General features: G+C 47.2%; 18 protein-coding genes. 11 read left to right on the top strand and 7 right to left on the bottom strand.

Going from position 1 to position 18338, the window contains the following annotated elements; all coding sequences use genetic code 11:
• The 6 genes from rsmG to BLV62_RS15115 all read left to right on the top strand — a co-directional run bounded on the left by rsmG (position 1) and on the right by BLV62_RS15115 (position 3897).
• Entirely contained in the window at positions 1-630 is a 630-nt protein-coding gene (gene rsmG / locus BLV62_RS15140; RefSeq protein WP_089762808.1) for a 16S rRNA (guanine(527)-N(7))-methyltransferase RsmG, read from the top strand.
• A 232-nt stretch (positions 631-862) separates the two neighbouring features.
• Positions 863-1450 carry an RNA polymerase sigma factor gene (locus BLV62_RS15135; protein WP_089762902.1) on the top strand — a complete coding sequence of 196 codons (588 nt, stop codon included), beginning with the start codon at positions 863-865 and terminating at the stop codon, positions 1448-1450.
• A 16-nt stretch (positions 1451-1466) separates the two neighbouring features.
• Positions 1467-1880 (top strand): hypothetical protein, encoded by a 414-nt coding sequence (locus BLV62_RS15130; protein ID WP_089762807.1) that lies wholly within the window; start codon positions 1467-1469, stop codon positions 1878-1880.
• Between the two features lie 11 nt (positions 1881-1891).
• Positions 1892-2101, top strand: coding sequence for a hypothetical protein (locus BLV62_RS15125; RefSeq protein ID WP_089762806.1), 210 nt, complete (start codon positions 1892-1894; stop codon positions 2099-2101).
• A gap of 196 nt (positions 2102-2297) precedes the next feature.
• On the top strand, positions 2298-2864 hold the full coding sequence (locus BLV62_RS15120) for a DinB family protein (RefSeq protein WP_089762805.1): 567 nt from the start codon (positions 2298-2300) through the stop codon (positions 2862-2864).
• Between the two features lie 31 nt (positions 2865-2895).
• Complete coding sequence (locus tag BLV62_RS15115) at positions 2896-3897, top strand: patatin-like phospholipase family protein (protein ID WP_089762804.1); 1002 nt, start codon at positions 2896-2898, stop codon at positions 3895-3897.
• A 31-nt stretch (positions 3898-3928) separates the two neighbouring features.
• On the opposite strand, the gene BLV62_RS15110 is transcribed toward BLV62_RS15115, so the two are convergent.
• The 6 genes from BLV62_RS15110 to BLV62_RS15085 all read right to left on the bottom strand — a co-directional run bounded on the left by BLV62_RS15110 (position 3929) and on the right by BLV62_RS15085 (position 10208).
• The gene (locus tag BLV62_RS15110; RefSeq protein WP_089762803.1) at positions 3929-5818 is read right to left on the bottom strand and encodes a M1 family metallopeptidase; all 1890 of its coding nucleotides are present in this window, start codon (positions 5816-5818) and stop codon (positions 3929-3931) included.
• Positions 5819-5893: 75 nt separating this feature from the next.
• Positions 5894-6955 carry a winged helix DNA-binding domain-containing protein gene (locus tag BLV62_RS15105; RefSeq protein ID WP_089762802.1) on the bottom strand — a complete coding sequence of 354 codons (1062 nt, stop codon included), beginning with the start codon at positions 6953-6955 and terminating at the stop codon, positions 5894-5896.
• A gap of 19 nt (positions 6956-6974) precedes the next feature.
• On the bottom strand, positions 6975-7643 hold the full coding sequence (rsmI, locus tag BLV62_RS15100) for a 16S rRNA (cytidine(1402)-2'-O)-methyltransferase (protein WP_089762801.1): 669 nt from the start codon (positions 7641-7643) through the stop codon (positions 6975-6977).
• Positions 7644-7737: 94 nt separating this feature from the next.
• Positions 7738-7983, bottom strand: a complete 246-nt coding sequence (gene purS, locus BLV62_RS15095; protein WP_089762800.1) for a phosphoribosylformylglycinamidine synthase subunit PurS — start codon at positions 7981-7983, stop codon at positions 7738-7740.
• A gap of 67 nt (positions 7984-8050) precedes the next feature.
• Entirely contained in the window at positions 8051-8821 is a 771-nt protein-coding gene (locus BLV62_RS15090) for a CDP-alcohol phosphatidyltransferase family protein (RefSeq protein WP_089762799.1), read from the bottom strand.
• Between the two features lie 94 nt (positions 8822-8915).
• Entirely contained in the window at positions 8916-10208 is a 1293-nt protein-coding gene (locus BLV62_RS15085; RefSeq protein ID WP_089762798.1) for an aminopeptidase P N-terminal domain-containing protein, read from the bottom strand.
• 318 nt (positions 10209-10526) lie between these two features.
• On the opposite strand from BLV62_RS15085, the gene pckA reads away from it, so the two are divergent.
• The 4 genes from pckA to BLV62_RS15060 all read left to right on the top strand — a co-directional run bounded on the left by pckA (position 10527) and on the right by BLV62_RS15060 (position 16264).
• Positions 10527-12128, top strand: a complete 1602-nt coding sequence (gene pckA, locus BLV62_RS15080) for a phosphoenolpyruvate carboxykinase (ATP) (protein WP_089762797.1) — start codon at positions 10527-10529, stop codon at positions 12126-12128.
• A 327-nt stretch (positions 12129-12455) separates the two neighbouring features.
• Positions 12456-13343: a bifunctional methylenetetrahydrofolate dehydrogenase/methenyltetrahydrofolate cyclohydrolase FolD gene (gene folD / locus BLV62_RS15075; RefSeq protein WP_089762796.1), complete on the top strand. Its 888-nt coding sequence runs from the start codon at positions 12456-12458 to the stop codon at positions 13341-13343.
• 10 nt (positions 13344-13353) lie between these two features.
• Positions 13354-13980, top strand: a complete 627-nt coding sequence (locus tag BLV62_RS15070; protein WP_225889679.1) for a 7-carboxy-7-deazaguanine synthase QueE — start codon at positions 13354-13356, stop codon at positions 13978-13980.
• 400 nt (positions 13981-14380) lie between these two features.
• On the top strand, positions 14381-16264 hold the full coding sequence (locus BLV62_RS15060) for an OmpA family protein (protein ID WP_089762794.1): 1884 nt from the start codon (positions 14381-14383) through the stop codon (positions 16262-16264).
• A gap of 42 nt (positions 16265-16306) precedes the next feature.
• On the opposite strand, the gene BLV62_RS15055 is transcribed toward BLV62_RS15060, so the two are convergent.
• Positions 16307-17113: a 5'-nucleotidase, lipoprotein e(P4) family gene (locus BLV62_RS15055; protein WP_089762793.1), complete on the bottom strand. Its 807-nt coding sequence runs from the start codon at positions 17111-17113 to the stop codon at positions 16307-16309.
• 94 nt (positions 17114-17207) lie between these two features.
• On the opposite strand from BLV62_RS15055, the gene dprA reads away from it, so the two are divergent.
• Positions 17208-18305: a DNA-processing protein DprA gene (gene dprA / locus BLV62_RS15050; protein WP_089762792.1), complete on the top strand. Its 1098-nt coding sequence runs from the start codon at positions 17208-17210 to the stop codon at positions 18303-18305.
• The last annotated feature ends 33 nt before the right edge of the window (positions 18306-18338 follow it).

Below are 18338 nucleotides of genomic sequence, written 5' to 3'. Positions count from 1 at the left end.
ATGGAAATTATTCTGAAATATTTCAGCGACTTCACACCTGAACAGGTTGCGCAGTTCAGCGCGTTACAGGGATTATATAAGGACTGGAACGAGAAGATCAATGTGATCTCCCGTAAAGATATCGACGCATTATATGAGAAGCATGTATTGCATTCTCTCAGTATTGCTGCGCTGGCAGACTTCCAACCGGGTACGCAGATCCTGGACCTGGGCACCGGCGGAGGCTTCCCGGGTATTCCGCTGGCTATATTCTTTCCTGAAGTGCAGTTTCACCTGGTAGATTCTATTGGTAAGAAGATAAAAGTGGTAGAAGGAGTAGCGGCAGAATTAGGGTTGAAAAATGTAACCACTGCGCATACCCGCGTGGAAGAGATTAAAAACAGGAAATTTGATATCGTGGTTTCCAGGGCGGTAGCACCCCTGGGCGACCTGTGGAGATGGAGCAAATCGCTGATGAAGAAATCCACTGTTCCGGGCAAGCAGTTCGAAAAAGGACTGATCTGCCTCAAAGGAGGCGACCTGGCACAGGAGATCTCCGAAAGCGGGTTGAAACCCCGGCTCGTAAAGGTTTACGATATCTTCCCCGAAGAAAGTTTCAAAGAAAAATACGTGGTACTGGCGAAGAGTTGATGTTTCCCGCAAAGGTGCCAAGGAGCAAAGAAGCAAAGAACTGTATTAAGAAAAAAGAGAAAGCAAAGGGAGCGAAGATTGTGTTATGCTACATAATTTTCGTTCCCTTTGCTTCTTAAAATTCGCTTCAATCAAAACTCCTTTGCTTCTTTGCTCCTTAGCTCCTTTGCGTGAAAAAAAAATTTTACCGGTTTTAAAATATCCTTCCCGCTGCTTCGTCATCCTTATTAAGATGAAACAGCTTGCCCTTTCAAGTAATATTATGGCCCTGGAACAGAACGAACGCATACAAGCCACTGTGAAACAGGAGCGCAAACGACTACTGAACTTTATCCGTCAGCGGGTAAACAATGCGTCGGATGCGGAGGATATTTTGCAGGATGTTTTGTCCCAGTTCACTGAATACCTGCGATTGGGCAGCCAGATCGATTCAATTACGGGCTGGCTCTTTGCAGTGACCCGTAACCGGATCACCGACTGGTTCCGGAAAAAGAAAGAATCTCCTTTTGCAGATCATACCCGGGAGGTTGAAGGAGAGGAAGTACTGCTGTTACCGGAACTGCTGGCCTCCAGGGAACAAGGCGCCGATGCGCCCCTGATCAGGAAAGTATTATATGAAGCGATCATGGAGGCGATTGCCGAATTGCCCCGTGAACAAAGCGAAGTTTTTATTGCGCATGAACTGGAAGGGAAATCATTTAAGGAGATCAGTGCAGAAACAGGGATCGGCGTAAACACCCTTCTGTCGCGCAAACGCTATGCTGTATTAATGCTCAGGGAAAAACTGGCAGATGTTTACAGCGAATTATTAAACGATTAATTTAATTCTTTTGGTTATGAACTACCGTAATGGTCGTGGAAGAAAAGGACTTCACATACTTAAATTTATCTTCCTGGGTGCATTGTTCATCGCAGCCGTAGGCTTCCTGACAATGACCCTGTGGAACTGCCTTATACCGGAACTCTTTAATGGCCCGCATGTCACTTTCTGGCAGGCATTGGGACTTCTTTTACTTGGCAAACTATTGTTCGGCTGGCATAATCACCATGGCGGAGGCCCGAAGGGCAGATGGAAAGAACGTCTTCGCCATAAGATGGAGAATATGACAGACGAAGAGAAAGAAAGAATGCGTGATCTATGGAAAAAACGTTGCAGCGCCGGCTTTAATTCCTGGGGCCGCGACTTCTGGAAAGAGGACGACATTGAACCCAAGCCTAAAGAACCTGGCAGGGAAGAACCTAATATTTAAACTGTAGCATTATGATCGGCGTATTTAAAACCAATATCGGAACACCGGAAGCCCGGCAAACACTGATCCAGGCTCTCTCAACCAGTTTCCATGTGAGCAATTGTCATGTAGACCTGGAGGATTGCGATAAAGTGCTGCGGATAGCAGACCTGGAAGTAGCCGAACAGGAGATTGTTGCTTTTGTTAGAGAACAAGGATTTATGTGTGATATATTAGAATAATATAAGTTTTTAATTCAAAAAATCACATTCCAGCTCATCCATCATTCCAAAAAAATACATAAAATAAATTAAAATATATTCGTAAAAATTGGCCAACACGCAAAACTGGCGTACCTTCAGCGAGGTTGCGATGGCGCCGGTATTAATTTAATTGAGCTGTTGAAATTGTGATTTTGAACCCTAAAATATCATTCCTATGTACCTGAACCAATTGAAAATTCGAAACAGGCTGGATGAGGAATTCGACGAATTAGTCGACTACATCAGTGCGCTCCCCGATATACGCTTCACCGTAGCCTTAAACGGCCAATGGTCTACAGGTCAGCACCTGGAACACCTGGTAAAATCCATTCGCCCTACCTGTAACGGGCTTGGATACCCGAAGATCACTTTACGGTATTATGGCGTCAGTTCATCGCCTTCCCGCTCCTACGACCAGGTGAGCGCCATGTACGATGATCTGCAGGGAAATGGTTGCAGCAGCATCAAAGAATGGATGCCGGGCATTGCTTACCCTGCGCAAAAAATAGCCCTGCTGTCAGAATTTCTTTCCTTACACCAGAAACTAAACAGGAAGCTGGCCGAATGGACAGAACCTGAACTTGATAAATACAGATTGCCGCATCCGCTGATGGGTAAACTAACCATGCGCGAAAGCCTCTATTTCATTATCTGCCATACCAAACACCACCTGAGAAAGATCCAGGACCTGGAACCCGTTGGACAATCCTGGGAAAATCAGCTTCAACAACTGATTTTTTAATTAAATTAGAGAGAGCGTAACTGATTATCCAATGGCTAAAACTGCATTAGTCCTTTGCGGCGGTGGTTCAAGGGCTGCCTTTGCAGTAGGAGTTTTGAAATACATATATTCACAACCCTCCCCACAGCAATTCGACATCTTCTGCGGCACTGGCACCAGTGCAATTGTTACATCACTCGCAGCATTAGGCGAAATCAATCTGCTTGAAAAACTCTTCACCCTCAACAGAACAGCCGACCTGATTAATACAGGCAATCTCCTGCAACGATTTCCAGGCAGTAATTCTCTTTATAACAATACTGCCTTTATCCAGAAACTCAACAACATTTTTACTGAAGCCCGGTTTGATGCATTGAAAAAAACAGAGAAAGAGATCTTTATTGCAGCTTTAAGCCTGCAAACCAATCAGATTACCTATTTCAGCCCCAATGTACCGCCCTCCAAAGATGTGTTCAACATCCAACGCACCGAAGAGGTCAATCTCTTCAGGGAAGCAGTACTGGGAGCCTGCAGCAACCCCGTGTTCATGCCCCCGGTAGAAGTGAAGGTACCCGGCGTATTTGCACAACAATACTTCACCGCCGGCGGCGAACTGTATTCTCCTATCCGCCTCGCCATTGCAAGAGGCGCTACCAGCATTTATGTTATTCAACTCAGCCCGGACCTGAATATCAATAAAAGCATTTACTATAAAGATGTAGTTGACCTGCTGGAAAGACAAATAGACCAGGATACCCTGGCCTTAAACCCCGCAGATATAAGCCTTGTCCATGCACAGAACACAACATTGCAATACCTGGAGCAGGTAAAGAACAATCTCCTGAACAGCGGTATGAGCCCCGAAGCTGTTGAACAGGCCTTTGAAACGGATAACAACCCATTCAAAAACAAACAGGTCATCGACCTGCATATCATCAAACCAGAGAAAGCACTACCGGCGCCGATGGGAGGATTGGAATTTGATCCAGGCACCATGAAAGAGTTATTGGAGATAGGGCAACAAACTGCCGAAAAAAAATGGGCCAGGGAATAACAGTTATATTATACCCTGACCCATAAATCTATTAAGCCACTACTTTATTATTGCTTCTGTCAACATCCGCCATTCTCTGGCTCGGATCTATTTCCAGCGACTGTATTTCGTTCATCGGCGTATCAATTTCCACTTCGTAAGTAGGATTGGTCCAGAACCAAACCTCATCGACTACACGCTTAACAGAAGGGTCCTCATTCGGTTTCTCTCCAAACATGATAGACAGCGGAATATAGTGCAGTACTTTGTTGTTATGCTTGTCTGTCACCATCAGATCCACAGGCATAGGCATCAGCCCAACTTTCCTCAATCTTACAACTGTTTTATTTCCTTTGGCATAAACGCTGTCGATGCCATAGTCGATATGCTTGGTTGTATAGATGAAATATTGTTTATACCAGTCTAACATAATCCCGCTTTCTTTCTCCATTACCCTGATAAAATCGTTCACATTAGGATGTTTGAAACGCCATTCGTTGTAATAGCGCAACAGGCCGTTATCCCTGTTCTGTGCGCCGATCACATAGCCCAGTTGCTCCAGGAACACTGCGCCTTTGTTGTAGGCCGACTGGCTATAGCCATAGTTCGTGTTATAATGATCTGAGTGAGTAGATGCAGGTTCTTCGAAGGGGCTGGCTGCCAGGTTGAAATAACCTTTATAGGCATCTGCCTGTGCATTACGGCCTTTCAGGGAATCGATCGTATTGTGGATCACATTGTTTTCGGCGAAAGTGGTAAATCCTTCATCCATCCAGGGGTACAGGCTTTCGTTGGTTGCCAGCATTCCCTGGTACCAGCTGTGCATCCATTCGTGCATCGCTACCCCGTACAGGCCGTCCATTTTCCCGTTGCCCATGATCAGTGTAGCCATTGGGTATTCCATACCGCCATCGCCTCCCTGGATGAAAGAGTATTGCTGGTAAGGATATGCCCCGTAATGCGCTTTGATATAGGCGTATGCAGCAGGGATCATTTTTGCCAGTTGCGGCCAGGTTTTGCGCGTAGTATCGTTTTCCAGGTAAAAGAAATGCGCGGTAAAACCATCAACCTTCTGGGTAATATGCTTATAGTCCGGGTCTGCCGCCCACATGAAATCATGCACATTAGGCGCAATAAAATGCCAGGTCAGCTTATCTCCTGCCGGGCGGTTCACTTTAACGCCAGGTGTTTCATATCCGTGGCCGATCTCATTAGGATTCTGCAGGTAACCGGTACCGCCGATGACATATTTTTTGTCGATGGTGATCTTCACATCATAATCTCCCCATACGCCGTAAAACTCGCGGGCAATGTAGGGAGTAGGATGCCATCCTTCGTAATCATATTCACACATTTTTGGATACCACTGCGACATGGAGAAATCCACACCTTCGGAGTTATTGCGGCCGCTTCTTCGGATCTGTACAGGAACCTGCGATTCAAATTCCATATCGAACACCGCTTTGGAATGCGGCAGGATAGGCTTGTCCAGCTGCACTTCCAGGATAGTTTCTACAACCTTGAACTGTTGGGGTTTTCCATCTTTGGTGAGAGAGATGATCTTCTGGTAACCTATTTCATCAGGTTTCAGCTTGGAAATGCGGTCGCGAACCCTTGCGTCCCAATCATATCTTATATTTCCGCTTCTGTCTCTGCCTATGGCAATTTTCCCCAGTTCACGGCTTCTCACATCCATCATGCTGTTAGGCTGAAATGCGTTCCAGTAAAGATGATAGAAGACTTTCTTCAGCGTATCCGGAGAGTTGTTGAAATACTCCAGATGTTGTTTTCCTTTGAATTGATTAGCAGGAGCGTCTACCTGGATATCCATCGTGTATTTCACACGTTGCTGCCAGCGGTCAGACTGTGCGTGAGCCTGCGACCAGGCCCCGGCCAGCGCTGCAAATGCTGCCAGGTATGCCGTTGTAACCCGAAACTTCATTCCTTCACGTTTTGATTAAACAGCTAAAATAAACATTTTGCCACTGGCAACACTACAAACTTGATAACTGGTTGCTTACATGGTCAAACGATTCAGGGGCAGCTGCATAAAGTCAGCGAAGCGCTCCGCCTCCGGTTCAAACGCTTTCAGTTCCTTCTTCTTTAGTTTCTCAAATGGCGCCAGGCTCAGCTCTATTCCTTTTTTATCGATGGTCCTTTTCCACAATCCTACTATCCGCCCATCAAGCAACATTATAGGATTAAAGATACCGTTTACGGTCATTATCTGCTTTACGTACGCAGCATCTGCCAGCATGCTGCGGTCTTTATACCCGATGAAGTATTCGTCGAAGGCAGGTAACAGGAAGGCCGATGATTGCTGAGTAACGGGAGCGGGAACACTCCAGTATTGCGCGCCGTTTATTTCAACAGCTGTTAACTCGTGCTGTACGGCTGCTAACCCGGCTTTTGCGTCGGTAGCCGAAAGGCCCGACCATGCTGTAAAATCGGCCAGGGTAGCGGGGCCATGGCTGGCAAAATATCCTGCCGCCAGTTTCTTTAATGCCTGCGGCTTGCTGATGGCGGGAGCCGGCGGTATCCATTCTTCCAGCAACATATAATCGCCTTTGGCAGGCGCATTACAGATAATGCCCGACAATGCCGCCTCGTAGAGGATATGGTTCATCCTGCCGTCGTCGGTCTTTACCTTGTTCCGTTGCAGCACCTCTGCCAGTTCGTTGCGGGAGAGCACCTGTTTTCCTTTCAGGGCTTTTTCTATTGTTTTAAGGGCTTTGTTGAGGAATCTATCATCCATTTCCAGCTGCCGGCGCCTGCTGCCCATCTTCGTTCTCATGGCCGGGGCTACAAGCCCGGTGATCCAGCGTATATCCGTTGCCGCTACCAGGTGCAGGGTACCCCGCAAAGCGGTGGTTCGTACAATAACGTTTTCTGCTAACGCAGCCTGGACATCGGTTATTTTTAAATGCGGCAAACGGGCTCCCAGCGCCCATTGGCAACTGGCAAATTCCTGCGCCTGGATAGCTGTCATCCAGCTCACCAGTTCTTTTGGATGTTTAAATGTGGAAGAAAGAAGTTGATGGTTGATCAGTCGATGTGCGATAAGATCTCCGGGTTTCATGAAAGCGATTTCCCGTAAATTACGATAATCCCTGCACTACTACTACAATTTCGCCTTTAACGCTTTTTTGTGAGAAATAGTCATGCACTTCCTGCAGGCTTCCCCGTTTGTTTTCTTCGAAAAGTTTCGTGAGTTCGCGGCTTACGCTGCAAGGGCGGTCGGGGCCGAAATACTGGATAAGGTCTGCCAGCGTTTTAACAAGGCGCATGGGCGATTCGTAGAACACGATGGTGCGTTCTTCTGTGGCTAGTTGAGTTAAGAGGGTATGGCGGCCTTTTTTCAGGGGAAGAAAACCTTCAAAAGCGAAGCGGTTCATGGGAATGCCGCTGTTAACAAGGGCAGGAACAAAAGCGGTGGCGCCGGGGAGGCATTCCACAGGCACGCCTGCACGGGTACATTCCCTCACCAGTAAAAAACCGGGGTCGGAAACGCCGGGAGTGCCGGCATCTGTAAGGAGGGCCATTGTTTTGCCTTCCTGCAGTTGCTGCACCAGGTGCTGGGTGATCTTATGTTCGTTATGCTGATGATAGGGAGTTACCGGCTTATTGATCTGGTAATGTTTCAGCAACACCCCTGATGTACGGGTATCTTCGGCCAGTACAAGGTCGGCCTCTTCCAGTACTTTAACAGCCCTGTAAGTGATATCTGCAAGATTACCTATCGGAGATGGAACGATATATAATTTCATGATCAGCCGGTTGCCTCACTGGTGTGAAGATAAGTAAGAGCGCAAGGGAAGATCTTCTCTCCGCTGCGCTCTTAAAAAAATTGCCTGGAAGCAATTATTGTATTGTTACTTCGAAAGATTCCATTACCTGGTTTGCCAGCAGTTTCTGGCAGGCATTTTCAGCGATTTGTTTTGCTTCTTCCTGGCTGGCGGCTTCAATTTGAAGCGTAATGTGCTTACCAATCCGCACATCTTGCACCTGGCCCATTCCAAGATTCATGAGACCACCCAGTACAGCTTTACCCTGAGGGTCCAATAATTCTTTCAGCGGCATCACATTGATAAGTGCAGTAAATGTCATTTTATTAGAAATTTTGCCGCAAACCTACATCAAAAATTTTGGAATTCTTGGATTTTTAGCGTGTTGATCAGGATTTTGCCGTCACTTTAGGCGGTACGATCAACGACAGCAGCACATATACAATAAAAATAAATGGAACTGCGGCGAATTTTAATACCGGGATACTCACTATGGTAAGCAGGATCAGTAAAAAACGGGGCCAGTTATCGGCCATGCTCCGGTTCTTGAATTTCAGGCTGATCATCGGGATTTCGGCTACCATGAGGTAGCAAAGCAGGGCAATGATCACATACAATACCCAGATATTCTGCAGCCAGGAGGCGAGATTGAAAGGATTGAACAGCACGATCAGCGGGAAAGATGCTACCAGCAAGGCAACTGCCGGTGTGGGTACGCCTATGAAATTCTCCGACTGTCGGGTATCTATGTTGAATTTAGCCAGCCTGTAGGCAGCGAAACATGGTACCAGCAAGGCCGGCGCCAGGTTGAACAACGACACCTCGAATACGTCGGGCGACTGGTAATAAGCGCTTCTCAGCAACCTGTATAACATCATACCGGGAACTACTCCAAAGGTCACTACATCGGCCAGCGAATCTAATTCCTTACCCATCGGGCCCTGCACCTTCAGCAAACGGGCCGCCATTCCATCAAAAAAATCAAAAATCCCCGCAATTACAACCAGGATAGAAGCCCAGTAGATAGGCTCGGGCGTGATCACCGTATAGTCGGTTCCGTTAATTTCAGCTCTGTATTCCGGTGCATATAGTACGCAGATAATGGCCAATGCACCGCAAAAAAGGTTAGATAGGGTAAGAATATTGGGTAGTTGTTTCATTAACAGATTTTTAAATAGAAAGATGCAGCAAATTTTGCATCAAGATATACTTAATCCAAAACTCCTGCATCCTTATATCATAATTTTTTTAAAATCAGGCGTTCATGAGCGCTTCAATTTCCTCAACCGTAATAGGTATGTTCTTCATGAGATCCACATTACCGGATGATTTCACCCAGATATTGTTCTCAATACGGATACCCATTTGCTCCTGTTCTATATAAATACCCGGTTCTACTGTCAGCACAGCGCCTTCAGGAATCGGCTGGTAGAAGGAAGGCCCAAGGTCGTGTACATCCACTCCCAGGTGGTGCGAAATACCATGGTAGAGGTATTTGCGGTAAGCAGGTACTTCAGGATCCTGGTTCTTAACATCTGCTTCTGTAAGCAGTCCCAGTTTAATGAACTCCCTGGTAGCCTCTTCGCCCACCATTTCGTGGTATTTGCCAATGGTTAGCCCTGGTTTCAGGATGTTTTTTGCATAGTTGTGCAGATGCAGGCAGGCGTTGTATACCTCTTTCTGGCGGGGTGTAAACTTGCCGCTTACCGGAACAGTACGGGTAAGGTCTGCATTGTAACCGCCATATTCAGCGCCGAAGTCCATCAATACCAGTTCGCCGGCTTTACATTCCTGGTTGTTAGCTACATAGTGCAGCGTGCGGGCGCGGTCGCCTGAAGCAATGATAGAACCATAAGCCTCGCCATTGGCGCGGTTGCGGAGGAATTCGTGCATGATCTCAGCATGGATCTCATGTTCTCCTACCCCCGGCTTGATGAATTTCAGCAGGCGGCGGAAGGTCTTTTCCGTAATATCCATGGCTACCTGCATTACCTGGATCTCTTCAGGCGTTTTGGAAGAACGCAGCTCTTTAAAGATAGGCGCCGCGCGCAGGTAGTTGTGCAACGGGTAGCGGAGTTTCATTTCCTGTGCGTAGCGGTAATCCCTTACCGGTACCAGGTTTGATTTACGGTTATTTTCGTTTGTATTCAGGTAAATATTAGTGGCTTCATGGATCCATTGCTGTAGTAATGCATCCAGGCTGTCCAGCCATACCACGGTGCTCATGCCTGAAACGGCATAGGCTTCATCTTTACGCAACCTGTGTCCATCCCACTTTTCCTTCAACTCGTTAGGTCGAACCAGCACCAATACTTCACGATATTTAGGATCAGGGTTATCAGGATAAAAGATCACCATTGTATCTTCCTGTTCTATACCTGTAAGCCAGTACAGATCAGAGTTCTGCTTAAACTTGTAAAGCGCGTCACCATTTGTCGGCAGTTCATCGTTGGAGTTGATAATAGCTATACTGTGTGGCTGCATCTTTGCCACGAAACGTTCACGGTTCTTAACGAACAACTGCGGATCTAAAGGCAGATTTTTCATATCTCTTTTGTTTCTAATGATGGTCCAAACCTAGGTAAATTTTTGCACTTCGGGACCCGGTCGCTTATAAACGGAGCAGAAAAAGGCTGTCTGGCAACCAGGTTAATGCGGATTCAGTGCAGGATAAATTGACAAATCGAAAATTCAGCAAAACTACGCATTCGATCCTGCAACGAAAACCTGCCATCTTAAAAAGATCTTAATAAAGCAGGGCATTTTGATTGTTAATTTCTAAATTTTAACGAGTTAAGGGGGTTTAAATTTGACAATATCAAAAAAGTCATAGCTTTGCTCATACACCAAAACAATCTTGCTTTTATGCAAATGAGTAGCGTAAGGAATCCTGTTGCTGACCTGAGAGCACTGGGAATAGAAAACGCATCCCGTGTTTTCTACCAGCTATCTCCTGTCGAACTGGCGGAGCAATCAGTTGCCCGTAAGCAAGGAAAATATGCCGACAATGGTGCGCTGGCGGTTAATACCGGTGAATACACCGGCCGCAGCCCCAAAGACAAGTTTATAGTAAAAGACGCCATCACAACGAACACTGTTAACTGGAACGAGTTTAACAATCCAATCTCTGAAGAACATTTTGACCGCCTTTACAGCAAGATCACAAAATACTTTACAGGAAAAGAAGTATGGGTACGCGATTGCTATGCCTGTGCAGACCAGGACTTCCGCGTGAACATTAAAGTGATCACCTCCCTGCCATGGTCTAGCCTGTTTGCCTATAATATGTTCTTAAGACCAACAGAAGACGAGCTGGCAACACAGGATACAGACTGGGTAGTTATCCAGGCTCCCGGTTGCGTGGCAGATCCGGCAACCGACGGCACCCGCCAGAAAAATTTCTCTGTTGTCAATTTTACAAAGAAGGTAATAATTATAGGAGGCAGCGCCTATACGGGGGAAATCAAAAAAGGTATCTTCACTGTACTTAACTACATTCTGCCGCACGACAGGCAGGTATTAAGCATGCACTGTTCTGCCAACATCGGAGAAGATGGCGATACCGCCGTATTCTTTGGACTGAGCGGTACAGGTAAAACAACCCTGAGCGCCGACCCTTCCAGGAAACTGATAGGCGACGACGAGCATGGCTGGACATCTTCAGGTATTTTCAATTTTGAAGGAGGCTGTTATGCCAAAGTAATAGATCTTTCAGAAGAAAAGGAACCGCAGATCTATGCCGCCATCAGGAAAGGAGCATTGCTTGAAAATGTAACCTTCTTCGAAGGCACCGACGAAGTGAACTACGCTGATAAGTCTATCACCGAAAATACAAGGGTATCCTACCCGCTGGAATTTATCAGCAACGCACAGGTCCCTGCTATCGGCAATATCCCTAAAAATATATTTTTCCTGACCTGCGACGCGTCCGGAGTTTTACCTCCTATCGCCAGGCTGACGCCAGGCCAGGCCATGTACCAGTTTATTTCCGGCTATACAGCCAAGGTAGCAGGTACCGAAGCTGGAGTAACAGAACCAACATCCACCTTTAGCGCATGTTTCGGCGCTCCTTTCCTACCCTTACATCCCGCAGCGTATGCACAGATGCTGGGCGAAAAAATGCATACCCAGGATGTAAGGGTATGGCTGGTGAACACCGGGTGGACAGGCGGTCCGCACGGTATAGGCAGCCGGATCCGCTTATGTTACACCAGGGCGCTGATCACAGCCGCATTAACAGGCAGGCTGGACAACGTAAGCTATCACAGGCAGGCGGTATTCGGGTTCGCGATCCCTGACAACTGTCCGGGAATCCCATCCGAAATCCTTGACCCGCGTGATACCTGGGAAGACAAAGCCGCGTACGATACAAAACTGAAGGGGCTGGCGGAGAAATTTATCCGGAATTTCGAAAAATACGCTTCAGCGGCGGATGAAGAGATCCTGGCAGCAGCGCCGGTGATCTGATAACGGTAATACCATATTTACTATAAATACCATATTCATCTTTTGCCTTATAATTTCCACTGATTCAACACGCAATGTTCCTGACAGGCGCAACGCCTGAGCAAAGCAAGTCCGGTGGCGGGCTTGTTTTGCTGAACTGCGGGGGGCACGCAAAGTCGCAAAGTTGGCAAAGGGACGTAAGATTTTTTTAAGGGGCAGAGAGATTTTAAGAGATTTTCTCTCTATCACAGCCCCTTGCCACTTAAAATAAACCCCTTATGTCCCTTAAAAAAATCTTACGTCCCTTTGCCTACTTTGCTGCTTTGCGAGAAACCTTTACCTTTGCACATGCAAATTTTAGACGGTAAACTAGTTTCTGAGGCTATAAAAGCCCAATTAGCCACGGATGTGGCGGCATTAAAGGCTGTTGGTAAAAAAGCTCCTCACCTGGCAGCCATATTGGTAGGTAATAATCCTGCAAGTGAAACCTACGTTGCTTCCAAAGTAAAATCATGTGCAGAATGCGGGTATGACTCCACTTTACTGCGGTTTGATGCGCAGATTTCTGAAAAGCACCTGCTGGACCAGATCATTCTGCTGAATGAAAACCCGGAAGTGGATGGTATCCTGGTACAGTTGCCTTTACCTAAACATATCAACGAAGAGCTGGTGATCAACACAATAGATCCGAGCAAGGATGTTGACGGTTTTCACCCTATGAACGTTGGTAAAATGGTAAGCGGTTTGCCTACCTTCATTCCCGCTACTCCTTATGGTATTATGCTGATGCTGGAACATTACAACATCCCAACCAAAGGTAAACATGCCGTGGTAATAGGCCGCAGCCATATCGTAGGTACGCCTATGAGCATTTTGCTCAGCCGGAACTCTTATCCTGGTAACTGCACTGTAACACTTACCCACTCACAAACGCATAATTTACCCGAAATTTGCAGGCAGGCCGATATCATCGTTGCCGCCATTGGCCGACCTGATTTCGTGACTGCCGATATGGTAAAAGAAGGCGCTGTGATCATTGACGTAGGTATTAACAGGGTGGAAGATGCCAGCAGGAAAAGCGGTTTCCGTTTGAAAGGTGATGTGAACTTTGAGCAGGTAGCGCCAAAAGCAAGCTTTATCACCCCTGTACCAGGCGGTGTTGGGCCAATGACTATTGCCGCATTGTTGAAAAACACCTATCACGCCGCTACCGGTCTGAAAGGAAGCCAGAATTAATCAATTTAACATGTCTGCTGTTCTTACAAATATTAAAAGCACTGCACTGCCTGTAATGGAATCGTTCTACACCATCCAGGGAGAAGGGTTTTACCAGGGCCATGCCGCTTACTTTATCAGGTTAGGCGGTTGTGATGTTGGTTGTGTGTGGTGCGATGTGAAAGAGAGCTGGGATGCCTCCAAACATCCTTCCGTTGAAATTGCTGATATTGTGACAACAGCTGCTGCCAATCCCGGGCATATTGCAGTGATCACCGGCGGAGAACCGCTGATGCACCAACTGGATGAATTAACAACCGCCCTGCAAAACGCCGGCTTGCGTACGCATATCGAAACTTCCGGCTCCTCTCCTCTCAGCGGGAAATGGGACTGGATCACTTTGTCGCCAAAGAAGTTCAAAGCCCCGTTGCAGGAAGCCTGCGACGCAGCTAACGAACTTAAAGTGGTTATTTACAATAAAACGGATTTCGCCTGGGCCGAAAAATATGCAGCACTGGTAAAGCCGGATTGTAAACTATACCTGCAGCCAGAGTGGAGCAAAAGCGCGGCAATGACACCGCTGATAATAGATTACGTGAAAGCCAATCCTCAATGGACGCTCTGCCTGCAAATCCATAAGTACATCAACGTACCTTAGTTGCACGCAAAGGGGCAAAAGGAGCAAAGAAGCAAAGATTATTTGATCGAAGCGAATATTAAGAAGCAAAGGAGTAAAGACTACTTTTTGGAAATCTTTGCTCCTCTGCTTTCTTATTTAAAAATCTTTTGCTTCTTTGCTTTCTTATTATCTCTGCGTGAAACTAAGTACATCAACGTACCTTAGTTTCACGCAAAGGGGCAAAAGGAGCAAAGAAGCAAAGATCATTTGATCGAAGCGAATATTAAGAAGCAAAGGAGTAAAGACTACTTTTCGGAAATCTTTGCTTCTTTGCTTTCTTATTTAAAAAATCTTATGCTTCTTTGCTTTCTTATTATCTCTGCGTGAAACCCACACAACTTTGTATTCCTATATTCGTTAATAGTATAACGAAACAACTATGAAACACTATCTTCCCCTACTTTTTCTACTCTTGACCGGCCTTGCTTCCAGGGGGCAGTCGGTAACCTACGAGAATGCGCCCAAAAAGGCTAAAGCCAGCTTCGATAAAGCAGTGGAAGCAATGAGGGTATACCAGCCTAAAGTGGCCGTGGAGGCCCTGCAGGAAGCAATTAAAGTTGCGCCCAACTTTACAGACGCCTACGGACAACTGGGTATGTGCTATGTTGAAATGAAGAACTATGCGGCAGCCAAAGAAGCGTTCGAAAAACTGAAACAACTGGATAACACCGCACTGAGATTTGTAACCGTTCCTTACTCCAAAGCCCTTGCCGGTACCGGAAATTTCAGGGAGGCGTTAAACCTTGTTACAGAGTACCTGGCCGATGGCCGCAAAAGCCCTGCAGCCGAAAAGCTGAAAGCCAGTTATACCTTCGCCGCCAACTATGGTAAAAATATTCCGTTTCAGCCGCAAAATATGGGAGATGCTGTAAACAGCAAAGACGCTGAATACTTCCCCACCTTGACCATCGACAGCCGTACCCTGATCTTCACCCGGCGGATCAACGGACGGAATGAAGACTTCTTTATCACGACCCGCGATAGCCTGAACCACTGGTCTCTGGCGCGGAATATGGGAGAACCGGTCAACTCCTCTTTCAATGAGGGCGCACAGAACCTATCGCAGGACGGAACATTGCTCATATTTACAGGTTGCGATTTCCCGGAAGGAAAAGGAAGCTGCGATCTTTACTTCTCCGAAAAAACAGCCAATGGCTGGACAGCCCCGAAGAATATGGGAGCTAATATCAATACCCGCGACTGGGAATCGCAACCCAGCCTGAGCGCCGACAAGCAAACCCTCTACTTTGCCAGGGAAACGCAGGCCAACGGGTCGGATATTTATGTAAGCAAACGTATGCCTAACGGGCAATGGGGACCAGCAGAAGCATTGGGACCTAATATCAATACCACAGGTCACGAAAGAACGCCATTTATGCACCCCGACGGGCAAACGCTGTACTTCGCATCCAACGGTCACCCCGGCTATGGAGATATGGACATCTACTATTCGCGCCGCCAACCTGATGGCAGTTGGGGCCCCGCAGTTAATATTGGCTACCCGATCAATACAATTGACGAAGATGCATCGCTGGTTGTAGATGCCAACGGCACTACCGCCTATTTTGCATCGGAACGGTCAGACACCCGCGGGGCGCTGGATATATACAGTTTTGAATTATACCCGGAAGCCAGGCCGCTGCAAACGTTATACGTTCGCGGTTATGTGTACGATTCGCTGAAACATGACCGCTTAACTGCTACTATCAACGTTATAGACCTGAAAACCGGGAATAACATAGCAACAGTTAATACGGATGCCAATGGCGTATACCTGGCGCCGCTGCCTGTGGGCGGCGATTATGCCGTACACGTAGGAAAGCCGGGATATCTTTTCTATTCAGACAACTTCAGCCTGAAAACACATCATTCAGATACTCCTTTCGAAAAGAATATTCCCTTGCAGGCGCTCAGTTTAAATGCCAGCGTAGTATTGAACAATATCTTCTTTGATAGTAATAAATATGATCTCAAACCGGAATCGAGGGTGGAGTTAGACAGGCTGGTAGCTTTACTGACAGACAACCCGTCCATGAAGATCCAGATAGCCGGGTATACGGATAATGTGGGTAGCGACCAGGCTAACCTGGTATTGTCGGGCAACCGCGCAGCCGCAGTAGTTAAATACCTTACAGGCAAAGGCGTGGCAGCCGAGAGGCTAACGTCGAAGGGCTATGGAGAAGCTGATCCGGTAGCCAGCAATGATACAGAAGAAGGAAGAGCGCAGAACAGGCGCACAGTATTTAAAGTGATTAGTTTGTAAATAAGATCAGAGGCCTCGCAAGTAACGAGGCCTCTGATCTTATTAATAGTTTTTCATCCTGCTTCTCAATATACTATCCTTTTGCTGAGGGGTCAGTTTATACTGGAAATTGTATAACGCGCCTTCCCAATCGCCATACATGGGGTTAGGCAGCACGATGAAACGGCTGCCAAACTGGCCTGCGGCCTGCAACACGTTACTGTTGCGTTGTTCGAACAGCTTTTTGTCGAAGATCTCCGAAAAATCGCCCAGGTTATCGCCGAACAGCAATACAATATCATACTGTGCGGCTACCTGTTGCCGGCGTGGTTCCTTACCCGAGGTTGTGGATTTCAGCAACAGATGCTGTTCGTCGGCATCGGGGAACCCGTATCGCTGCAGGTTTTTCAGGGTAGCAGCCCTTTCGCTTTCTTCACGATTGGTGATATAAAAGACTGCAACACCTTTGGATGCGGCATATTTAAAGAAGGCAGGGGCGCCGGGAACAGTATCTGCCGCCGCTTTAGCGGTCCATTCTTTCCAGCTTCCGGGATCATAGCTTTTTCCTTTCAGGGCCTGGTGAACGGAATATGGGCTATTGTCGAGCACCGTTTCATCTATATCTGTTACTACAGCCAATGGTTTGTTTCCTTTGGCGGCAAGGTATTGGTCCAGTTTCCAGGCGGCAAGCTGGTAGGCTTGCAGGCACAGGGCTTTATACTCGCCCGATTGCTGTTGCCATAAGGCGGCCCATGCAGGGCCTGCAGCCAGGGAAGGGACGGCGGTTGCAGGGCTGATGGAGGGCTGCGTAGTTTTACAACTAATAAAAGCAGCTAACAGTAACCCGGCTAATATTCCATATTTCTTCATAAGCAGTTGTGTTATATCTGCAAAAATAAATCAGGAAGCATATAGAAAGTGGAAGAAGAAAAAATGTAATTTCCACTGAAATATATTGTTTGTTATGCCTTCAGAACTATTTTACCAGATAGCTCTAACCCGCATTCCCAGCATCGGGGATGTTATTATAAAAAAACTGATCGAACATTTTGGAAGTGCAGAAGCCGTGTTCAAAGCCCGCAGATTTGAGCTGGAGAAGGTAATGAACATTGGCAGCATGCGTATTGCCGCATTAAGATCATTTAAAGATTTCGGGCGGGTAGAAGAAGAGATGCGTTTCCTGGAAAAATATAAGATCACGCCTTTATTCTGCACAGATCCTGCATACCCCAGGAAACTGCTGGATTGTTATGATACGCCGGCCATGCTTTATTTCAGGGGCAATACGCCTTTAAATGCGAAGCGAATGGTAGGCATAGTCGGTACACGCAGGCCAAGCGCCTACGGCAGTGCGCTGACGGTTCAACTGGTAACAGGGCTTGCTGATGCGGGCGTAACGATCGTGAGCGGCCTGGCGTATGGTATAGATGTCATTGCCCATAAAACCGCTTTGCAATCGGCTGTTCCTACGATCGGGGTATTAGCGCATGGCCTGGACAGGATCTACCCGCCGGCGCACAAAAACATAGCGGCGGAGATGACAGAACGGGGAGGGTTATTAACAGACTATATAAGCGGCACATTGCCTGATAAGCAAAATTTCCCGCGACGGAACCGGATCGTGGCCGGGCTATGTGATGTTACTATTGTGGTGGAAAGCGGGTTAAAAGGCGGTTCGCTGATCACTGCCGACCTGGCCAATGGGTATAACCGGGATGTTTGCGCGGTGCCGGGGCGGGTAGATGATCCATTGTCGGCCGGTTGCAACTGGCTGATAAAGCAGAACAAGGCAGCCTTGATAAATGGGGTTGAGGATGTATTATCGCTTATGGGCTGGCAGACTTCCCAACAAATTAACAAAAAACAATATTCATTATTCCCGGAGCTGACGCAGGATGAAGAGGCCCTGCTGGCCATCCTGCAGGAGAAGTCGCCCCGGCATGTGGAGGAATTTTACGGGGCAACGCAGCTTTCGGGCAGCGAAATTGCCCAATCTCTCTTTACATTGGAGATGCAGCAGGTAATACGGCGGTTGCCGGGCGAGATGTACGAAGTCTGTTAATGATTTATTAATCGTCATCTCACCGTCAGGTGA

Origin of the sequence: Chitinophaga terrae (ex Kim and Jung 2007), assembly GCF_900107795.1 — a bacterium.
Taxonomy (GTDB): domain Bacteria; phylum Bacteroidota; class Bacteroidia; order Chitinophagales; family Chitinophagaceae; genus Chitinophaga; species Chitinophaga terrae.
The sequence above is the reverse complement of the archived record's forward strand: the minus strand, read 5'-3'. Positions and strand labels throughout refer to the sequence as shown.